General features: G+C 62.6%; 15 protein-coding genes and 3 pseudogenes. 3 read left to right on the forward strand and 15 right to left on the reverse strand.

Annotated features, from left to right (window positions below):
* The first annotated feature begins 34 nt into the window (after positions 1-34).
* Complete coding sequence (locus tag WDS16_RS27705) at positions 35-775, forward strand: GntR family transcriptional regulator (protein ID WP_338889422.1); 741 nt, start codon at positions 35-37, stop codon at positions 773-775.
* A gap of 19 nt (positions 776-794) precedes the next feature.
* Here the strand turns inward: WDS16_RS27705 and WDS16_RS27710 are convergent.
* The 7 genes and pseudogenes from WDS16_RS27710 to WDS16_RS27745 form a co-directional block, all read right to left on the reverse strand.
* Positions 795-1,331 (reverse strand): annotated as a pseudogene (locus WDS16_RS27710) (HAD family hydrolase); the annotation flags it as partial.
* Entirely contained in the window at positions 1,328-2,482 is a 1,155-nt protein-coding gene (locus WDS16_RS27715) for a TIGR03364 family FAD-dependent oxidoreductase (RefSeq protein WP_338889424.1), read from the reverse strand. The gene WDS16_RS27715 and the pseudogene WDS16_RS27710, both read right to left, overlap by 4 nt.
* Positions 2,483-3,430: 948 nt before the next feature.
* Positions 3,431-4,165, reverse strand: a pseudogene (locus WDS16_RS27725) (amidase family protein); the annotation flags it as partial.
* Between the two features lie 132 nt (positions 4,166-4,297).
* Positions 4,298-5,119 carry an ABC transporter ATP-binding protein gene (locus tag WDS16_RS27730; protein WP_338889426.1) on the reverse strand — a complete coding sequence of 274 codons (822 nt, stop codon included), beginning with the start codon at positions 5,117-5,119 and terminating at the stop codon, positions 4,298-4,300.
* Positions 5,116-6,081, reverse strand: coding sequence for a FecCD family ABC transporter permease (locus WDS16_RS27735; RefSeq protein ID WP_338893629.1), 966 nt, complete (start codon positions 6,079-6,081; stop codon positions 5,116-5,118). Before WDS16_RS27735 ends, WDS16_RS27730 begins: the two co-directional genes overlap by 4 nt.
* 66 nt (positions 6,082-6,147) lie before the next feature.
* Positions 6,148-7,075: pseudogene (locus WDS16_RS27740) on the reverse strand (IS5 family transposase).
* 92 nt (positions 7,076-7,167) lie between these two features.
* Positions 7,168-8,214 (reverse strand): ABC transporter substrate-binding protein, encoded by a 1,047-nt coding sequence (locus WDS16_RS27745; RefSeq protein ID WP_338889428.1) that lies wholly within the window; start codon positions 8,212-8,214, stop codon positions 7,168-7,170.
* A 402-nt stretch (positions 8,215-8,616) separates the two neighbouring features.
* Here WDS16_RS27745 and WDS16_RS27750 point away from each other — a divergent pair, with 402 nt between their 5' ends.
* Positions 8,617-9,018: a hypothetical protein gene (locus tag WDS16_RS27750; protein ID WP_338889430.1), complete on the forward strand. Its 402-nt coding sequence runs from the start codon at positions 8,617-8,619 to the stop codon at positions 9,016-9,018.
* A gap of 77 nt (positions 9,019-9,095) precedes the next feature.
* The gene (locus WDS16_RS27755; RefSeq protein WP_338889432.1) at positions 9,096-9,713 is read left to right on the forward strand and encodes a DUF305 domain-containing protein; all 618 of its coding nucleotides are present in this window, start codon (positions 9,096-9,098) and stop codon (positions 9,711-9,713) included.
* 66 nt (positions 9,714-9,779) lie between these two features.
* Here the strand turns inward: WDS16_RS27755 and WDS16_RS27760 are convergent, their stop codons facing one another.
* The 8 genes from WDS16_RS27760 to groL form a co-directional block, all read right to left on the reverse strand.
* Positions 9,780-11,867: a heavy metal translocating P-type ATPase gene (locus tag WDS16_RS27760; RefSeq protein WP_338889434.1), complete on the reverse strand. Its 2,088-nt coding sequence runs from the start codon at positions 11,865-11,867 to the stop codon at positions 9,780-9,782.
* Positions 11,868-11,901: 34 nt separating this feature from the next.
* The gene (locus tag WDS16_RS27765) at positions 11,902-12,132 is read right to left on the reverse strand and encodes a heavy-metal-associated domain-containing protein (RefSeq protein WP_338889436.1); all 231 of its coding nucleotides are present in this window, start codon (positions 12,130-12,132) and stop codon (positions 11,902-11,904) included.
* A gap of 98 nt (positions 12,133-12,230) precedes the next feature.
* Positions 12,231-13,445, reverse strand: a complete 1,215-nt coding sequence (locus WDS16_RS27770; RefSeq protein WP_338889438.1) for an MFS transporter — start codon at positions 13,443-13,445, stop codon at positions 12,231-12,233.
* Between the two features lie 79 nt (positions 13,446-13,524).
* Positions 13,525-14,127, reverse strand: a complete 603-nt coding sequence (locus tag WDS16_RS27775) for a TetR/AcrR family transcriptional regulator (protein ID WP_338889440.1) — start codon at positions 14,125-14,127, stop codon at positions 13,525-13,527.
* 42 nt (positions 14,128-14,169) lie between these two features.
* Positions 14,170-14,859, reverse strand: coding sequence for a haloacid dehalogenase type II (locus tag WDS16_RS27780; protein WP_338889441.1), 690 nt, complete (start codon positions 14,857-14,859; stop codon positions 14,170-14,172).
* Positions 14,860-15,018: 159 nt separating this feature from the next.
* Positions 15,019-16,776 carry a sigma-54-dependent Fis family transcriptional regulator gene (locus WDS16_RS27785; RefSeq protein WP_338889443.1) on the reverse strand — a complete coding sequence of 586 codons (1,758 nt, stop codon included), beginning with the start codon at positions 16,774-16,776 and terminating at the stop codon, positions 15,019-15,021.
* A 137-nt stretch (positions 16,777-16,913) separates the two neighbouring features.
* Positions 16,914-17,240 carry a putative quinol monooxygenase gene (locus WDS16_RS27790; RefSeq protein ID WP_338889445.1) on the reverse strand — a complete coding sequence of 109 codons (327 nt, stop codon included), beginning with the start codon at positions 17,238-17,240 and terminating at the stop codon, positions 16,914-16,916.
* Positions 17,241-17,336: 96 nt separating this feature from the next.
* Positions 17,337-18,986 carry a chaperonin GroEL gene (gene groL, locus WDS16_RS27795; protein ID WP_338889447.1) on the reverse strand — a complete coding sequence of 550 codons (1,650 nt, stop codon included), beginning with the start codon at positions 18,984-18,986 and terminating at the stop codon, positions 17,337-17,339.
* Between the last annotated feature and the right edge of the window lie 45 nt (positions 18,987-19,031).

Genomic DNA, 19,031 nt, shown 5'->3' on the forward strand with positions numbered 1-19,031 from the left:
GGTGAATTGTTCCAGTCCTGGGAGGTGATCGAACGTGGCCGAAGCCAGGCACGAGTTCGTCGCCCGGCAACTCCGCTCACTGATCACCAGCGGCGAATACGCGGTAGGCCGGTCGCTCCCGAGCGAAAGCACGTTGTGCGCGCAGTACGAGGTCTCCCGTGGCCCGGTACGTCAGGCACTGGCGTCGCTGTCCGCCGAGGGACTGATTCAGTTGTCCCAGGGACGTCCGGCTGTGGTTCGTTCCGGTGATGCGGCACAGACGTTGGACACCTTCACTCCGTTCTCCCAGTGGGCTCGGAGAACGGGGCGGGAGGCAGGAAGCAAGACTCTCGAGGTTTCACGTCGTCGGGCATCGTCGTCGGCTGCAGGAGCGTTGGGGATCGAGTCCAGTGATTTCGTGGTCGAAGTTGTTCGTGTTCGGTATCTCGACAACGAACCCACGATGATCGAACGAAGTGTCTTCGTCGATACCGTGGGGTCGTTGTTGTTCGATTTCGATACCGATTCGGGCTCGATCACCGACTACCTCACCGGCCGCGGGGTGCGGTTCGAGTCGATGTCGCACGTTCTCGATGCGGTATCTGCCGATTCGGTCGACGCCGACAGTCTCGGTATTGCCGTGGGGAGCCCGTTGTTGCGTGAACGCCGCACCTCGCGCGATGAGAACGGAACAGCGTTCGAATACGCGGACGACCGCTACCGATCGGACCAGGTGGTCTTCAGCATCGTCAACTCACGGACGGTCGATCCGCGCATGATCGCGCCCGACACCTGAGCTCGAGCCGCGAGAAAAGCGACCGGAGACCGCTGGTGATGTCGGAGGTGGTGTCGCCGACGACCAGCATGGACTGCACCGACGGGGCGCCTGTGCGGAGAAGCGGTCAGCGGCATATCGGGGAAGGGTCGCCCCCGGACCCCGTCTCCGGGGCACAGGACGACGTCGGCAATGTCCTGCCACGCGAGCGTAGAGAGAATTGCCTGCTGTGTCTCCTGGGCAAAACGCAAAGAGCGCAACAGCTCTTCCGCACCTGGACAGCGCTGCAATTGCCATCGCAGACCTGTCGGCCGTAGCAGCGCTCGAAAGCTTTGTTGGCGGACTGGGCTTGTTCTTCGTTGCCCCCGCTGAGGTGTCGGAATACGTCGATCTTGCACTGGCCCATTGTGTCGGTGACGTAGGCCAGCATGCGGGCCTTGTCCGCTGGGTCGCGTGAGAGTTCTGCATGCTGGTCTGCGGCGGCGAAGGACTGCTGCACCAGTCCGCTGTCTTCGACGGTGGTTCCGGCCATGTCGAACACGACGAGGCTGATCGGATGGGTATCGGGGATATTCATGCGTCGACTCCTATCGGGGTGGTGGTGTGCTGTTCGAGTGTGTTGTCGAGACTGGATTCGGCCAGTCCCATGCTGGTGGTCATGCCGATGCCTGTGGTGACGGTGACGACGTGGATTCCCGGGATCGGTTCGACGAGAAGGAATTCCGAGTCCTGTGCCGAGCTGTAGACGCCCTGCCAGCGTTCGCTGACCTCGATCCGGTCGACGCCGAACATGGCTTTCGCTTCGGTGATCAAGGCGTCGAATCCCGATTCGCTTTGAAACGGTGACGACGAGATGTCGCGAATGTGGGTGTCGCCGATCAGGATCGAGCCGTCCGGCTGTGGGGTGTACATCTGGTGCAGGTCGAGTGCGACGTAGTCCGGGTATTGTTTGCTGAGCCGGGATGCAACGTCAGCGACTGCGGGCAACCCCTCGAATCCGGAGTACCGAAGTAGCGACCAACCGGTGAACAGGGGAGTCGGTAGCGGCGCCGAGAGTTCGATCCGCGCGCGCATCATGTGCAGACGGCATCGCAGAAGTCCGCCCCGTTCGGCGTACTCGGGGAAGAGGCGGTCGATGTCGTAGTTGACCGTCACGAAGATGGCGTCGGCGTGCAGATCTCCGCGGGAAGTATGCACGGTACCGGTGTCGAATGATGTTGCTGCCGTTCGCCAGTAGAAATCGACGCCGGATCTTTCCAGCCACTGCGCGATCGACGGCGCGGCTCGACGGGGGTCGACCTGGAGATCGAGAGGCATGTACGTACCTCCGACGACACCGTCCGCCGAGATTGGGAGGCGGTCGAGGATCTGGACACGATCGAGGAGCTGAGCCTGCTCGGGACCGCGAGCGTCGGCGAATTGCTGGAGGACAGCGAGTTCGTCGTTGTGTCGGGCGACGCAGTGTGTACCCGACTCGTGCGACCAGAAGCCCGCGGTGCGAGACAGGTCCAACCAGTGCTTGCGTCCCGCCTTTGCGTAGCGCAGTGCCTCGCCTGATTGTGCAGTGATGCAGGCGTGCCCGAAGTTCTGGACCGACGCACCGGCGATGGTGTCGGCATGATCGACAACGGCGACCGTCAGTCCCCGCTGGTAGGCGTGATACGCGTGCGCGAGGCCGACGATGCCGGAGCCGACGACCACGACGTCGTAGTTTCGTTGATTGTGCATGTACAGACTGTTGCCCCTCGAGGCCAACTTGTCAATACAGGTCTTGGAAATTTACATCTTGTATATATAACCTTCCTGTTTCTTCCGCACCCATCACCATCACCATGACGCGCTTTGCGCCTGCTCGAACATCGATTCTGGACTCGTCCACCTACCTCCGCAATTGGGAATTCCTTTAGCGAACGTCGTATCGACCACCTGGCGAAAGTGGTTATTCCACAACAGATATCGGTAGTTTCTCGAAAGAGCGCCTCGATTTTTCGCAACCTGTTGGTGTGGCCGAGCCCAGTACGTATAGTCGTCCGAACCAGGGCAATGGTGACCTGGCTCACCGAGGTTTCCGTCGACGCCGTAGCGGCCCAACTCACCGGGTTCGTCGGGCCGCGCAGCGATGTCGACAGCCTCATTCCAGCGGACACCCACAATCGAGGTCGAACATGAGTGAATCACCCACCTCTGCTCCGGAACGACAACGCGAGGCGCATCGACTCCGCGGAACCCTCGGCGTGTTCGGTGTTGTTCTTCTAGTCGTCGCTGCTGCGGCTCCTCTCACCGCGATCGGTGGAGCGCTCCCGGTCATGCTTGCCCTCGGCAACGGTGTTGCGACGCCGATGACCTACGTCGTATCTGCGGCGGTGTTGCTTCTGTTCAGCGTCGGGTATTCGGCGATGAGTCGGTACGTCGTCGACGCAGGTGCCTTCTACGCCTATGTGACGGCCGGTCTCGGACGTCGAGTTGGGACGGGCGGCGCTGGTTTGGCCTTGTTGGGCTACACGGCGATGATATCGGCGCACGAACTGGGCCAACCTCTGGCGGCATCGACCAACTATTTGAGCGGACTGAAGACACGGGTCGCAGCAGAAAGCGTCGATGCACGCAGCCTCACGTACGGCCTAGCTCGAGAACCGGTGCTCGACGACGAAGAGATCAACATGGTGTCACCGCCGACGGCTCCACAGCGTCCAGGTCGCTACCGTGCCACACCAGAGCTCTGCGGACCGGTTCTGAGGTCGGCGCGGCGTCGGCCGGACCGTGGAATGCTGAGTACGCGTACCGCAGGTCTTCGGTGGTCCGAGCGATCATTCCCAGGGTATCGAGCGATTCGCTCAGACCGGTGACACCGCGAAGGCTCGTGGCGCCCTGAGTGAGAACGAGGCCGGCAGCACCGCAGTACGACGCTGGTCGTGTCAGTGACCCTGCGGTCTGCGTCCCCAACGCCAACGGGACGACACCAGCGCCGACCGCCGCGGCCGAACCGCTGGAGGACCCGCCAGGGGTGTGTTCGGGGGAATGTGGATTTCGGGTCGGCCCGGGTGCGAAGTAGCCGAATTCGGTAGTGACGGTTTTGCCTTGGACAATTGCCCCGAGCTCACGAAAACGGGCGGCACAGTGCGCATCGCTCGGCGCGGGTCCGACCGGGGTGACCGTAGAACCAGCGCGTGTGGGAAGCCCCTCGACGTCGATGAGATCCTTGACCCCCAGCGAAATGCCGACCAGCGGTCCACTTCTCTCTCCAGTAGGTTGCTGCGCCAGGTCGTTCAACTCGACCCATGCATGGAGCGTGTCTTCTCGTTGCGTTATCGCGTCACGAACTTGTTGTGCGAGGTCCTCGGCGGTGACGTTTCCGTCGTGGACCGCGGACACCTGCGCTTCGATGGATTGACGCCAGTAGGCCGAGCTCACCGTTCCTCCTCGCTGCTGGGAGTTCCAGTATGGTCTGCGGCGGTCCGATGGGACAGTAAAGAAACCTTGCTGGTTCCGTAGGTACTGGAGCCTCGCAGAGTGGGTGACCGTCACGCTCGTGGTCGATGCCGATCAGGAGCGGGAAGAGGCCCGCATACCTGCGGTGTGCTTCTCTTCGAAGAGCGCGTGTCCGGCCGCTGCGTCGAATCGGATGTGCACTCGACTGTCGTCGCCGTCGACGGACACTCGCGCCCGTACCTCATAGACCTCGGCGATGAGTTCCTCGGTAAGCACATCCGCGGGTCTGCCGCCCGCGACGACGGTACCGGCCTTGAGTACCAGTACTTCGTCGCAGAACATCGCGGCCAGGTTCAGGTCGTGCAGCGCGACGATGCTGGTGATCGGCAGGCGCGCCACAAGTGCCAGGAGTTCGAGTTGATGGTGTATGTCGAGGTGGTTGGTGGGTTCGTCCAGCAGCATCTCGCGGGGTTGCTGAGCGAGCGCGCGAGCGATGTGGGTTCGCTGCTGTTCGCCTCCCGACAGTGCGCGCCATAGCCGGTCCGCTTTGTCGGTTAGCCCGGTCTGCATGAGTGCGTCGGTGACGGCGTCCTCGTCGGCGTCGTTGCCACCGAAGGCTCCGCGATGCGGGATTCGCCCGAGCCGCACCACGTCGCGGACCGTCACATCGACGTCGGTGTGGGCGTGCTGACCGACGACGGCGACGGCCCTAGCAACCTCCTTGCGCCGTATCGAGGACAGTTCTGCACCGTCGAGTTCGATGACGCCCGAGGTGGGTTTGGCTGCTCCGGCCATGAGCTGGAGCAGCGAGGACTTGCCGGAACCGTTGGGGCCCAACAACCCCACCATGCGACCGGGGCCTGGATGCAGCGTGACCCCGTCCACCACCAGAGTGCCGCCCCGTTTCCAGGAGACGTTCGAGGCGTGCAGGGTCATCGAATTCCCCTTCTGCGGGCCATGATTGCGATGAAGGCTGGAACGCCGACCAGCGCGGTTCCGACGCCCACTGGCAGTGGAGTCGGCGCAAACGCGACCCGCGAGACGGCGTCGACCCAGACCATGAAGATCGCGCCGATGATCGCGGTCGTCGGCACCAGGCGACTGTGATTGGGCCCCACCAGCAGTCGCGCAGCATGCGGAAGAATCAGGCCGACGAAACCGATGGCACCGGCCACGCTGACGAGAGTCGCGGTGATCAGAGCGGTGCCGACGAGCAGCGCCAGCCGAACCTTCTTGACGTCGAATCCCAGCGAGGACGCCACCGAGTTGCCGAACGCGAACGCGTCGAGCACGTACGCGTAGTAACAGCACACAACTGCGCCGATGCCGGCCACGGTCACACACAGCACGACGTCGTTCCAGCGCACACCCTCGAACGAACCGAGCAGCCAGAACATCACTCCGCGGGTCTCGTCGGAATCGGCGAACGCGAAGATCACGAACGAAGTGAGGGCCGAGAACAATTGAGTGGTTGCTACGCCGGCGAGGATGACGCGATCGTTGCCGCTGCCGGACATTCGGGCGAGAAAGAGCACCAGGCCGAACGCGACGAGTGCACCGATGAACGCACCCCCGGACAGGCCGAGCGCGGCACCTCCGACACCGAGGACACCGACCACGACGGCACCCGTCGATGCACCGGAGGAGACGCCGAGCACGAACGGGTCCGCCAGCGGATTGCGCAGCAGCGACTGCATGATGACACCGCAGATGCCGAGGCCGACGCCGCTGGCGGCAGCGACCAGTGCTCGTGGCAGCCGCTCTTCCCAGACGATCGCATTCTTCGACACCTTCACCGGCACGTCCGTGATGCCGAGATGGTTCAGCACCACATCACGGACGTTGACCAACGAGATGTTCGCGGGACCCAGTGTGATGGCAACGAGGATCGAGACCACGCACAGCGCCAGGCCGCCGAGCGCAGCCAACACCCAGCGCCACAGATGGCTCCTAGAGCGTGTCTCTTAAATTGGGTCCGTTTTCGTTTTCATCGCCGGGCGGTGGTTGTGGTTGCGGGAGTGCAGAACTGCCGCGCACAGGACAACGCCCCCGAGGAATGTCATGGCGTACTTGTCATATCGAGTGGCCACACCACGCCACTGTTTGAGCCGCCCGAAGCCACGCTCGACGGTGTTGCGGTGCTTGTACATCGTCGGATCGAAACCCGGTGGACGACCACCGGCGGACCCCTTGTCGGCCCGTCGCTGCTTCTGGTCGCTGCGCTCGGGAATGGTGTGTTTGATCTTGCGGCGACGCAGTTCGGTGCGGGTACTGGGATGGGTGTACGCCTTGTCGGCGAGCAATCGGTAGTCCTGGTCCCCACCGGCAGCTCGGTGGGCATCGAGCAACGGCACCAACTGTGGATTGTCCCCGGCTTGCCCACCGGTCAGCAGCATCGTCACCGGCGAGCACGTCAGGTCGGTCAGTGCATGGATCTTCGTGGTGAATCCTCCGCGAGATCGACCCAGCGCGTGGTCAGCGGGTTCGTCGACGGATTTCTTGTAATTCGACAAGGCCCCCTGTGAGAGTGTCGGCTCGCGCACCGGCCGCATGCTGATGCGCCCGGACGCTGGTCGAGTCGATCGAGAGCACCGCCCCGATATCGCCGTCGAGTTCTTCCGGGTCGAGACCGAACACCTCGGCCACCGCGGCAAGCATCTCGTCGTAGGTGCCATCGAAGGACCATCGGTGGTGGCGTTTCCACACCGTCTGCCACGGACCGAAGTCCTCCGGCAGATCTCGCCACGGACACCCGGTACGGAATCGGTATGCGATGCCCTCCAGAATTCGCCGGTGCTCGGCGAACCGCCGCCCACGTTTTCCCACGTCGGTGGGTATCACTGGCTCGACGATCTCCCAGAACTCGTCACTGATCACTCCCACGCGCGTCATCGAAATATCATCGCTGACAGCACCTCTCAAATTTGGGAGACACGCTCTAGTAGGGGAGCGATCGACCGTAGGTTTCGGAGCGGTGATCGCGGTCAGGACGAGAGTCCCAGCTCGCGCAGGCCGGCCGAGACCTTTTCGACGCCGTCGACGGCCCTGATCGACGGGTTCATCTCGGCACCGTGCAGCGAGATGTAGCGCTTGTCGCGGACGGCGGCCATCGTGCTGGTGACGGGGTCGGCCTCGAGGAACGCGATCTTGTCGGCGAGCAGGTCGCCAGGGAAGCGGTTGCGCGCCAGGTCGCCCAGAATGAGGACGGTGGGATCTCGATCGACCATGGTCTCCCAGCCGACGGCGGGCCAGTCGTCGTCGGTATCGGCGAATACGTTTGTCATGCCGACCGTTCGCGCGAGCAGATCGGCCGACCCTCGTCCGCCTGCGATGTACGGGCTCTTGGTGTCTGCGAACCAGAATGCCGCGGACACATCGGCGTTCGCGGTCTGCTCGGTGGCATTGGCCATGCGAGTCTTCAGTTCATCCACGAACTCGGCACCACGGGCGTTCACGTCGAAGATCGCTGCAAGCTCGGTGATCTCCTGGTACAGCGAATCCATGGTGAGGGGCGTCGTTCGGGTGTTGCCACCGTTGACGCTGCGGCCGGCGTCGCAGTCGGTAGGTGAAAGGTACGTCGCAGCACCGGTCTCGGCGAAGCGTGATCGTTCTGCGACGCCGCCCTGCTCGAAGTGCCGTCCGAACGATGCGGTGACGAAGTCGGGCTCGGTGTCGACGACGACCTCGTAGGTGGGTGCGTTGTCGGCGAGTCGGGGCACCGAGGCGTTCGCATCCATGAGGTTCTCCCGCACCGGATCTGTCCACGACGCGGTGCCGACCATGTGGTCCTGGACGCCGAGGGCCAGCAAGATTTCGGTGGAGTTCTGATCGAGAGAGACCACTCGTTGCGGGGCCGACTCGAAGGTCACCGACTGGCCGCAGTTCTCGATCGTCAGCGGGTACGAGGTGCCGCCGTCGGTGGCCCCGGCGACCACATCAGGAACCTCCTCGGAGGTTCCGCATGCAACGAGTGAGCCGATCAAGGCGGCCGAGGCGGCGAGGGCGCCGGCGCGGCGGCGAACGTTGAGCACTTCAGGTGTCCTTCTGGTCCAGACAGCAGTGAGCCGCCGAGGATTGCCCGACGGCGTGGCGCACATGGGAGCGCGTGAGCACAGGCTAACCTTCAGCGGCTACCAATGGAAATCGATCGAGGCAGCATGCCGCGGGTGAACGCAGGCATCATGCTGCCTGACAGAATGAGTCCGTCGCCACGAGGCTCGGGTCGGCTCAGCGCACGAGCGTCGGGTCTGGGTGGCATCTCCCTCGCACCTAGAAGGCCACGCTCACATGCATCTACTTCGACGATGGCGGTCTTTTCCCGCAGATTTCGCCTGCTCGGCTGCCTACCATCGCATGAGTCCGCTGCTGAGTCATGTTCACATGTAGTGGGAATCTGGTACCCCCAGGGGGTATTCGCTGGTATGGTCGGTGACATGCAACCAGCCATCCGGCAGCGGCGACGGGGCGTTGCCCTGGCGCGAGGATTGCTGGTTGCGCTGACGGTGTTCGGAGTGCTGTCGATGCACTCGGTGACATCGACGCCGTCGACGAATACGTCGATGTCGATGGGTGCCCACCTCGCGATGGCGCCGAGCGACAGTTCGATTCCGGTGGCCTTCGGCGAGCATGATTGCCCGTCTGTGCATCAGATGATGCATCCCTGTGCGGGGACGACGGTGTCGTGGCCTGCGTTGACGGTTCCGGCGATGAGCGGCGGTATCGAGCTTGCGCCGACAACCGTGACAGGAATGGGCGGTCGCACCGAGTCGTCGATGGGGCGCGATCCTCCGTGGACGCTGTCGCAGCTGGACAAATCAGTGACCTTGCGAGTGTGACAGGGAGCCCGGTGAGCGCACCGGCGGATCGAAAGACATCCGTTTCCCTGAACAAGCACTCTTGCAAGGAGTTTGATATGCGTACGAAATTTGTAATGTCGCTGGCTGCTGCCACTATGAGCGCGTTTCTTGTCGTCGGCTGTAGCGACGACTCGACCGATTCTCCGATGGACGGGCACTCGATGAATGTGTCCTCGTCTGCTCCGTCCTCTACTGAGGGGGCCAGTGCGTCGGCGAAGTTCAACGACGCCGATGTGATGTTCGCGCAGATGATGTATCCGCATCATGCGCAAGCAGTCGAGATGGCCGCAATGGCGAACGGACGCACCGATAATCCCGAGGTGTTGTCTTTGGCGTCGGCGATCGAAGCCGCGCAGCAGCCCGAGATGGATCAGTTGACTGCGTGGCTCACCGAGTGGGGCCAGCCAGCCCCGGCTGCGGGCATGGGCGGAATGGATCACAGCTCGGGCAGCGGCATGATGACGCAGGAGGACATGGGCGGTTTGATGGCGGCCTCGGGTCCTGAGTTCGACCGCCAGTGGTTGACGATGATGATCGCCCACCACCGCGGCGCGATCGAGATGGCGAACACCGAGATTTCCGACGGCTCCAATCTCGATGCTCAGCAGATGGCTCGCGCGATCGTCGACACTCAGCAGCAGGAGATCGAGGCCATGCAGCGCCTGCTTGGCTGACTTGTTCTACAGACGACCGAAGGCCGCAGCCCCTACTGGAGGGTGCGGCCTTCGGTCAGTGCGCAGCTACCGTCTTGGTTCTCCGTTGGTCTGGGGTGCGAGGTCCAGTCGACGCAGCAACTGTGCGTTGGCGGCGACGATGACCGTCGACAACGACATCAGAATCGCCCCGATCGACATGGGGAGCACGAACCCGACAGGCGCCAACACTCCCGCCGCGAGCGGAACAGAGATCAGGTTGTATCCCGCTGCCCACCAAAGGTTTTGCTTCATCTTCCGATACGAGGCACGGGAGAGTTCGATCACCGACAACACCGACCGTGGGTCGTCGCTGGCCAGAATCACGCCGGCCGATGCGATTGCAACATCGGTGCCCGCACCGATTGCAATGCCGACATCGGCTTGCGCGAGCGCGGGCGCGTCGTTGACTCCGTCGCCGACCATCGCAACGGTGCGTCCTTCCTGTTGTAGGGCAGCGACGGTGTGCGACTTGTCCCCTGGTTTCACTCCGGCGAAGTAGCGGTCCACGCCGAGTTCGGTAGCGACGGACTTCGCGACGGCATCCGCGTCGCCGGTAATCATGACCACCGCGATTCCGCGGGCGTGGAGCGCGTCGATCGCAGTGCGCGATTCGGGCCGGATCGCATCCGCGAGTGCGAGCGCCCCGATCATGGCGCCGCCGGCGAGGACGTGCAGGATGATCGCCCCGTCTTCGCGCCACCGCTCGGCGACCGCCAGTTCGGCTAGGTGTTCCTGCTCGAGCAGGGCGGGCCCGCCGACCTGAATTCGGGTTCCGTCGACGTCGGCAGATACCCCGACAGCGGGGGACGAACGGAAGTCGGTGGCGGTCGGGACGGTCAGGTCCTGGTGTCGTGCGGCATCGACGATGGCGCGCGCAAGTGGATGCTCGGAATCGGATTCGGCGGCAGCGGCGAGTGCGAGGACCTCGTCGGCAGTGCGCCCGGCGGTCACGTCGATCGCGGTGACGGTGGGTTCGCCTGTGGTGAGTGTGCCGGTCTTGTCGAAGAGCACGGTGTCCACTGTCCGCATGGTCTCGAGTGCGAGCCGGTCTTTGACCAGGACACCGCCGCGGGCAGCTCGTTCGGTGGCGATGGAGACCACCAGCGGGATGGCCAGACCGAGTGCGTGCGGGCAGGCGATGACCAGCACCGTGATCGTGCGGATGACGGCGTCGTCAGGCATCCCGAACAGTGTCCACGCTGCGGCGGTGATGATTGCGGCTCCGAGAGCGAACCAGAACAACCAGCCCGCGGCGGTGTCGGCGATACGTTGAGCTCGTGATGTCGAGTTCTGTGCGTCGGCGACCAGCCTGCTGATCCCGGCGAGGGCGGTGTCTTCCCCTACTGCGGTGACCTGGACCCGGAGACCGGAGTCGGTGGCGACCGTCCCAGCGACGACCTGATCGCCGCTGCCGCGGCGGACGGTGCGGGATTCACCGGTGACCATGGATTCGTCCATACTCGCCGAGCCGGAGACGATGGTGCCGTCTGCCGGCACTCGGCCGCCGGGACGGACGACGACCACATCACCGAGCTGCAACTGGTCCGGGGATACCGCCACCACATCGTCGCCTTCGATGCGTTCGGCGGTGTCGGGAAGCAAAGCTGCCAGCGAATCCAAAGCGGACGTGGTCTGTGCGAGTGATCGCATTTCGATCCAGTGTCCGAGAAGCATGATCACGATCAGCAGGGCCAGTTCCCACCAGAAGTCGAGCTGATGGTCCAGCACGCCGAGGCTTGCTCCCATCGATGCGACGAACGCGACCGTGATCGCCAGGGCTATGAGCAGCATCATTCCCGGTGCGCGTGAACGTATCTCGCTCACTGCCCCGCTGAGGAACGGGGAGCCGCCCCAGGCGAACATCGCGGTGCCCAGCACCGGGGATACCCAGGCGATCCACGACGCGTCGGGCAGTGAGTAGCCGACGAGCATTGCGAACATGTCCGAAGCGAGGATCACCGGGACCGCGAGGGCCAGCATGACCCAGAACAGGCGTCGGAACATGCCTACGTGATCGGCGTGTTCGGAGTGGCCGGCATGACCAGCGTGTGCCGTGTGCCCCTCGTGTTCGGAGTGGGCCGTGCTGTGCCCGGCCACCCCGTCGTCGACGCCGGTATGGGTGTGGTTGTTCATCGTGCGAGTCCCTTCTATCCACCGAGTTCGATGGCTACTCGGCGCGCGAGTCTGCGGGTTGGGGTTCTGCTGTATATCCGGCTTCGCGAACGGCGGCGATGACCTCAGCCTGGTCGAGCTCTACGGTGCTGGTCACCGTCAGCGTCCCTGCCGACGCCGATGCATCGACTGTTTCCACGCCGTGCACGGCGTGGACTTCTTCGCGGATCGATGACTCGCAGTGGCCGCAAGTCATGCCGGTGACTCGGTAATTCGTGGTGATCATGCGAAGCTCCTTCGTTTTCATGGATTTATACCCCCAGGGGGTATCCGGGTACGTATTGGACCATACCCCCTCCCCGTATCCTTTGGAAAGGTCTTCGTTCAGTTCTCAGTCTGCATCTCGGCTCGAACTGCGCCCAGCTTCGGCGCCAGCACGACGATTCCTGCACCTGCGAATGCGAGGGACAGGTAGTACACCGAATGGACTGAGCCGGACCAGTCGATGATCACACCGCCGAGCGAAGCACCCAGGAAGATGCCGAAGCAGATGATCGAGGTATGAACGGTGTTGACCACAAACGAGGTTCCGCCCACCTTCATGACGCGCACCGCAAATGCGGGATCGAGGCTCACACCCGCGAAACCGAGCGCTGCGACGCCGACCAAGACCGCCACCGAGTTGGTGTCACCGAAGATGAACAGCAGGCCGGACAGGAATACGACTACCGCACCGACGCTCGCCACGGTCAGTGGAAAGTTGTCGGAGAATCGGCTGACAACGGTGATACCGACAACGCACAAGACTCCGTATGCGGCCAAAATGATCGGTACCCAACTCTGATCGAAACCGGCGCGTTCGGTGAGGACGGGTGAGAAGTAGCTGAAAATGGAAAAGACCGCGCCGATCAGCAATCCGCTCGTCGCGTAGGCGAGCCATAGGCTGCCGTTTCTCAGCTCCGACAACTGAGCCAGAACTTTGGGTCGCGGGCTGGTGCCCACTGCCGGGATCAGAGCGACACTCGCCGCGAGCGCACTAGCCGCCAGCACGGCAACGAACGCAAAGGCAATTCGCCAACCGAACGCGTTTCCGAGGAAGCTGGCGACGGGTAGTCCGATTACTGTACCGATCGTGTTGCCTCCCATGACAATGCCGATTGCACGCCCTCGGATGCTCTCCGGTACTGCCTGGGCGGCAATCGACAGCGTCACGCCGTACGCGGTGCCTGCGGCTGCCCCGGTAAGGATGCGACCGATCACGATGGCGGCGTAGCTGGGTGCTGCAGCGGCGATCAATTCGCCGATGATGAACACGATCGAAATGGCGACCAGGGCGGACTTGGGGCGGAACTTGGTGAGATAGATCGAGGCAGGCGGGGCCACGACCACCATCGACAGGGCATAGATCGCAATCAGGTAGCCGACGCTGGGGATGGATGCAGGCAGATCCCGTGCGAGGTCGTTCATCAAGCCCGACACCATGAATTCGCTCGTCGTGAACGCCAGGATGGTGAATGCGAGTACGTAGACCGGGAGGGGGACTCGGGTGACCCGGTCGAGGTCAGAAGTGTGTGACCCGGACAATTCGGTGCTGCTCATCGGGCTGTCCTTCTCTTCTTTCTGTACTGTTCTGTACAGAAAGAGTTGTCGACTCTGGAAATGGCGAAATGCCTTGTGTCTACGGCGTCAGAACTATCAACGCGCCACTCGCGATAGCGCGCATCGACTCAGGTCTTGATCCCACTCGGGCAGCCACCCTGATTCCGACGACTGCCCCGTTGATGATCTCGGCCTGAGCGGAAGGCGGCAAAGTGCGTGCGATATCGCCGCTTGCTTGTCCTGCGCGCAGGTAGTCCGTCATGACGGCCAACCTTCTCTGCAGGTTGGTCTGCAACTGCTCGTACGGGCCTGACAGTTCGGGATTGTCTGCAGCCTCCAGTGCAGTGTTGACGGAGAAGCATCCCGAAGGGCCGCCTGAAGCGCGGCGCTCCAACTCGCTGTCGATCAGGTCATCGAACAACGTCGACACTCGCTCGTACACTGTCGACGACTCACGTTTCAATATCGAATCTACGGATTCGTCGGCCGCAGCGAGATACGTCGACATGCATTCCTCGTACAGTCCGATCTTGTTTCGGAAAGCGTTGTACAGACTGCTTCGACCCAAACCGGTTACTTGACACAGCGTCTCGGTGCTCGTCCCGTTGAAGCCATGGGCCCAGAACTCGCCGAGTGCTGCCTCGATGGCTGTGTCCCGATCGAATTCGGCGGTTCTGCCCATGGGTGAACGGTAGCAATTGTGTATCGATCTGTCTAGAAAGGATCAGGGAATGCTGCGAATGTCGTCGACCCAGTGATCGAACTCGCCTTCGGCGTCGTTCACGGCATCGTCGATACAGCCGAACTCGTATGGCCTGTACACGAATACAGTCGCGAGTCCTACCGCTCGGGCGGCGCGGAGATCGTACGGATGCGACGCGACCATCGCGGCTTGTCCCGGTTCGACGCCGAGGTAACGGCACGTCCGTTCGTACACGAAGGGTTCAGGCTTGAACGCACCGAACACCTCCGCGGTGAGGACCGCGTCCCATTCGAGCTGATGAGTCCTGGACAGCTGAACCATAGTGGACATGTCGGTGTTGGACAACGTCGCCGCCACTGCATCCTGGCGAATCTTCTGCAGTCCTTCTGGGACGTCCGGCCACGGTGTCAAGCGCTTCCAGGCTTGGGCCAATTCGGCGTGGTGCGCAGGATCGATGGGAACGTTCAGCGCTTTCGAGACTGCATCGAGCCCTGCCGTATACGCATCCTGCACCGGCGACCAGTGGGCTGCGGATTGGTCGAGTGACGCTACCCGGGAGAAGTAGTCCCTGCGCCATGCCCGTACGAGATCCCCGATCGGCACCGAGTTCTCTTCCGACCCGAAAAAGTTGGCCAACGCGTCGAACACTGGCGTGTAGAAGTCCATGAGAGTTCCCTGGACGTCGAATATGTAAGCGTCGTACCGCGACATGTCCGCTTCCCTGGTCGCCCGAGCTCCGAGAACCCGGGTTGCGCGTTCAGTTGTCCACGAATCCGCGGACCCCCGTGCACACTACCGTCGAAAATCGACGGAAGTCCGTCGATTTTCGACGGTAGTGTGCAAACAGGTCCGGCGACAGGTAGGCCGCAGCTACAGGTCTATGCCGAACTCACGGATCTTCCGGTAGATGGTGGCGCGAGACATCCCCAGGGCGTCCGCTGCTGCTTGCTTGTTCCCGCCGTTGCTCTCCAAACTGTGCACGATGGCGTCACGCTTGAGAGCTTCGATCGGGGTGAGGGTGCGGCGACTCAGCGACCGACAGATGGGCGGCAGCTTGTCTACTTCGACGATCCCCGACCTTTGGTTGTGCACGATTTCTTGCAGGATTTCACGGAGTTGAGCGACGTTTCCGGGCCAGCTGTATTTGGTGAGCTGGCGGATGGAGGCAGGGGACATGGTCAGGTCCTGTCCGCGGCTGAGCTGACGAAGTATGTAGGGGACCAGTTTGTGTACGTCTTCTATCCGGTGTCTGAGGGCAGGTACGTGGACCGTATGGCCGAAGAACGGCTGGACCAGGGCGTTGCTGTCCGTGTTGTTGGTTTCGGTGCCGATCGTGACCCCGATCCATCCTGCGTGCTCGCGGCCTTGAATCATGCTCGCGATGGCGCGTTGATGGATATCGGGCAATGTGTCGACGTCGCGGATGATCACGCTGAAGCCGTCTTGTTCGAGCTCGGATTCCAGCGAGTGCATCGTGCCCTCGGCCGTCGCGAGTTCGGTGGCGGTGAAGAACTTCGTTGTAGTCGAGATATGTTGAATTGCAGAGGCTTTCAGGATGCTGAACCGTCCGCTTCCGTATTCACCGGATACGGCCACCCACTCTTGCTGTCTGGCGCAATGTGCGATCTGCTGGCTGCTGTGCCTCCAGGAGGAGCTGTCGCCGACGATCCCTGGAAGTGCTTTTGCGCTCTCGATGGCGACCGTGGTCGCCGTGGGATCGGTGAGATATGCGTAGTAGACGGCCATACCGCGGCGTGCGGACAACGTGGCGTCCACGGCAGGGGAGAGCCGAACTGTCTGTCCGCTGGGCAACGTGAGGATGTGCCGACTACTTCCAGAGCCGCTGGTCAGATCGACGGCATGCTCGACCACCGCTGCCTGATCCTGGGGGTCGAGGGCTCGCCGCAGCTTTCTGTTGAGCAGGACTATGTCGTCGCCGAGCGCGAGAACCCCGACTTGTTGCGATCGTCTGCAGGCTCGGAGGTAGGCGTTGAGCAGCGAGGTCTGCTCCTCGCTCGATTGCGCCAGCAATCGGCCTTCGATCTGCGCGGTAGCCGACCGTGCCAGCGTGACGAGAAGCGGGGCGCCATCTTCGACGCAGCCGGTGACATCGAGTACTCCGACAACCGAACCACTGATGGGGTGCACGATGGGAACGCCCGCGCAGACCAAACTCCCCAAACTCTCGACGTAGTGCTCCGCCCCAGAGACCAGGGTGGGTTGCCGAGTTTCGAGCGCAGTTCCGATGCCGTTGGTTCCGGCGAACTGTTCGGAATAGCTGAATCCGGGGGCGAGGTTGACGTTGTCGAGCATCCTCAACAACTGGCTGCTCCCGGCTGTTCTGTTCAGAACCACCCCGTCTGCAGAGGTGAGGATGACTGACACGGGCTCGTCGACCAGTCCGTCGGCGAGCTGCCGTAGAACAGGTGTCGCCGCTACCACCAGCGGGCTTTCCAGATCCGGGTCGCGGACGTAGGGCGCGTGCAAAATGTCGGGCTGGACATTCAACGACCGCGAACGTTCCCAGGAAAAGGAGATGGGATCGCGTACGGCATCGTCGAACTGCTGCTCAGTGAAGTACTTTTCACGAGCCCTGCGAAGGTCCCGCACCGAGATTTCCTTGCTCATGCTTCTCCGCCTACACATCGAGCGCAACGGGGGATTCCGTGATTGCAAAAAGTGTGCTCCCGACTCGGACGAGCACGCCGTAACAGGCTGATGTTAGCCGATTGTCACCGACCGGTAGTGGTTTTCCGATCTCGTCGTCATCCGACGATTTCCAACTCGCCCATCTCCGACCAATCCTGTTGGTCGACGATCGTGTGAACGATCTTGGGGGTTGCGCTCAACATCGGCCTCATCGCGTCCAATCCGGCGCGAAAGTGCTCGGACTGCACGTGCTCGGTGCCCGCTTGGCTATCGGCAAAGGCTTCGACGAGTACGTATCGGAGCGGATTGTCGGCGCTCACGCTCCACTCGAACCACAGGTTTCCTGGCTCGGCTCGTGTTGCCGCGGTGAACTTCGCGGTCTTGTCGAGCCACTGTCGAGCGTGTTGTTCCTGAACGTCGAACTTGACGACGATGAATATCATGTCTCTCCGATCCCAGGTGGATGACGGGGTGGCGCCGGAACTGAATCAGCGCCACCCCATCGATCGATCCCATTTGTGTTGCAGTCGAACTCGGCCTCAGTAGATGTTGGACGGACGAACCATTCCTTCGGCGAGATCGCCGAATCCCGGTGCCATGATCGCGCCAGGGTTGCCGAAGACCTCTTCCACGACAGCGGTTTCCGTGGTGATCAACAGTGCTGCGATCGATGCTGCACTCTCTAGAGCCGCCCGGGTGACCTTGAACGGATCGATGACGCCGTCGTCGAACATGTCGCCGTATTCGCCGGTAAGTGCGTTGAATCCGTGTCCGAGCGGCAGACCGGTGACGACCTCGACGACATCGTCGCCCTCGAAGCCGGCATTGATGGCAATCCACCGCAGCGGCTCGGTCAGAGCTTTGCGGACCACTTCGACACCGATCGCCTGATCACCGGTCAATTCCAACTCCGTCAGCGCGCGGTGAGACTGAGCCAGAGCTGTCCCACCGCCGGAGACGATTCCCGATTCCAGTGCGGCTCGGGAAGCTGCGACGGCGTCTTCGACACGAAGCATCCGCTCCTTCAGCTCGACACTGGTCGCACCGCCGACCCGAACCACCGCGACCCGGCCGGTCAACCGCGCGATGCGCAATTCGAGGCTGTCGCGGTCACCGTCGATCTTGGAGCGTTCGAGTTGACTCTCCAACTGAGAGACTCGCGCTTCGAGGAGCTTCTGATCGCCCCGGCCACCGACGATCGTGGTGGCGTTCTCGGTGACGGTGATCCGGTCGCACGACCCGAGCTGGTCGACCGTGACCTCGAAGAGTTCGAGGCCAGTGTCCTTGGCAATCACCTGCCCGCCGAGCGCAATGGCCAAGTCCTGAAGCTCAGCGACCCGCCGGTGTCCGAAACCAGGGGCGCGAACGACGACCGATTGCATGGTCTTGTGCATGTTGCCGCCCACGAGCAGTTGCAGAGCCGGTCCGTCGACGTCTTCGGCCACGACGACGAGCGGGCGGTCTGCGCGCTTGGCAGCCTCGATGCTCGGCATGATGTCCTGAACCTGGTTGATCTTCTTGTTCGTCAGAAGAATGACCGGGTTCTCGTGCACTGCTTCCGCGCGCTCGGGATCGGTGATCATGTAGCCCGAGATGAATCCGTGATCGAACTCGATACCGTCGACGACATCGACTGCCATTCCGAGAGTTTCGCTCTCCTCGGTGGTGACGATGCCGGATCTTCCGACGTACTCGACGGCCTTGGCGACACACTGTCCGATTGCCTCGTCGTCGCTGGCGGCGAGGGTGGCGATGCGCTCCAAGTCGTTGCTGCCCACCACTTCGACTGCTTGTGCACGTAATGACTCGACGACCGAGGCGACTGCCGTTTCGATTCCCCGACGCAGTCGCATCGGGTTCGCGCCGGCGTCCACTGCGCGCAGGCCCTCCCGGACCATCGCTTGCGCCAACACGGTCGCGGTGGTGGTTCCGTCGCCGACGACACCGTTCGTCTTCATGGCGACTTCTTTCACCAACTGTGCACCCATGTTGGCGAACGGCTCTCGGAGCTGGATCTCCCGAGCGATAGTGACGCCGTCGTTGGTGATCGTGGGCGGACCGGTGAGTTTTTCGAGCACCGCGTTCCGTCCCTTGGGCCCCAGCGTCACCTTCACTGCGTCGGCGAGGGCGTTGACGCCCTGCTCCAGTAGTGCTCGCGCTTCGGTGTTGAACCGCAGTTCCTTGGCCATGAGTTCGTTCCTTTCGAGGGTGTGTTGGTGGGCGCTGGTGCGGCT

Origin of the sequence: Rhodococcus sovatensis (genome assembly GCF_037327425.1) — a bacterium.
GTDB classification, from domain to species: domain Bacteria; phylum Actinomycetota; class Actinomycetes; order Mycobacteriales; family Mycobacteriaceae; genus Rhodococcoides; species Rhodococcoides sovatense.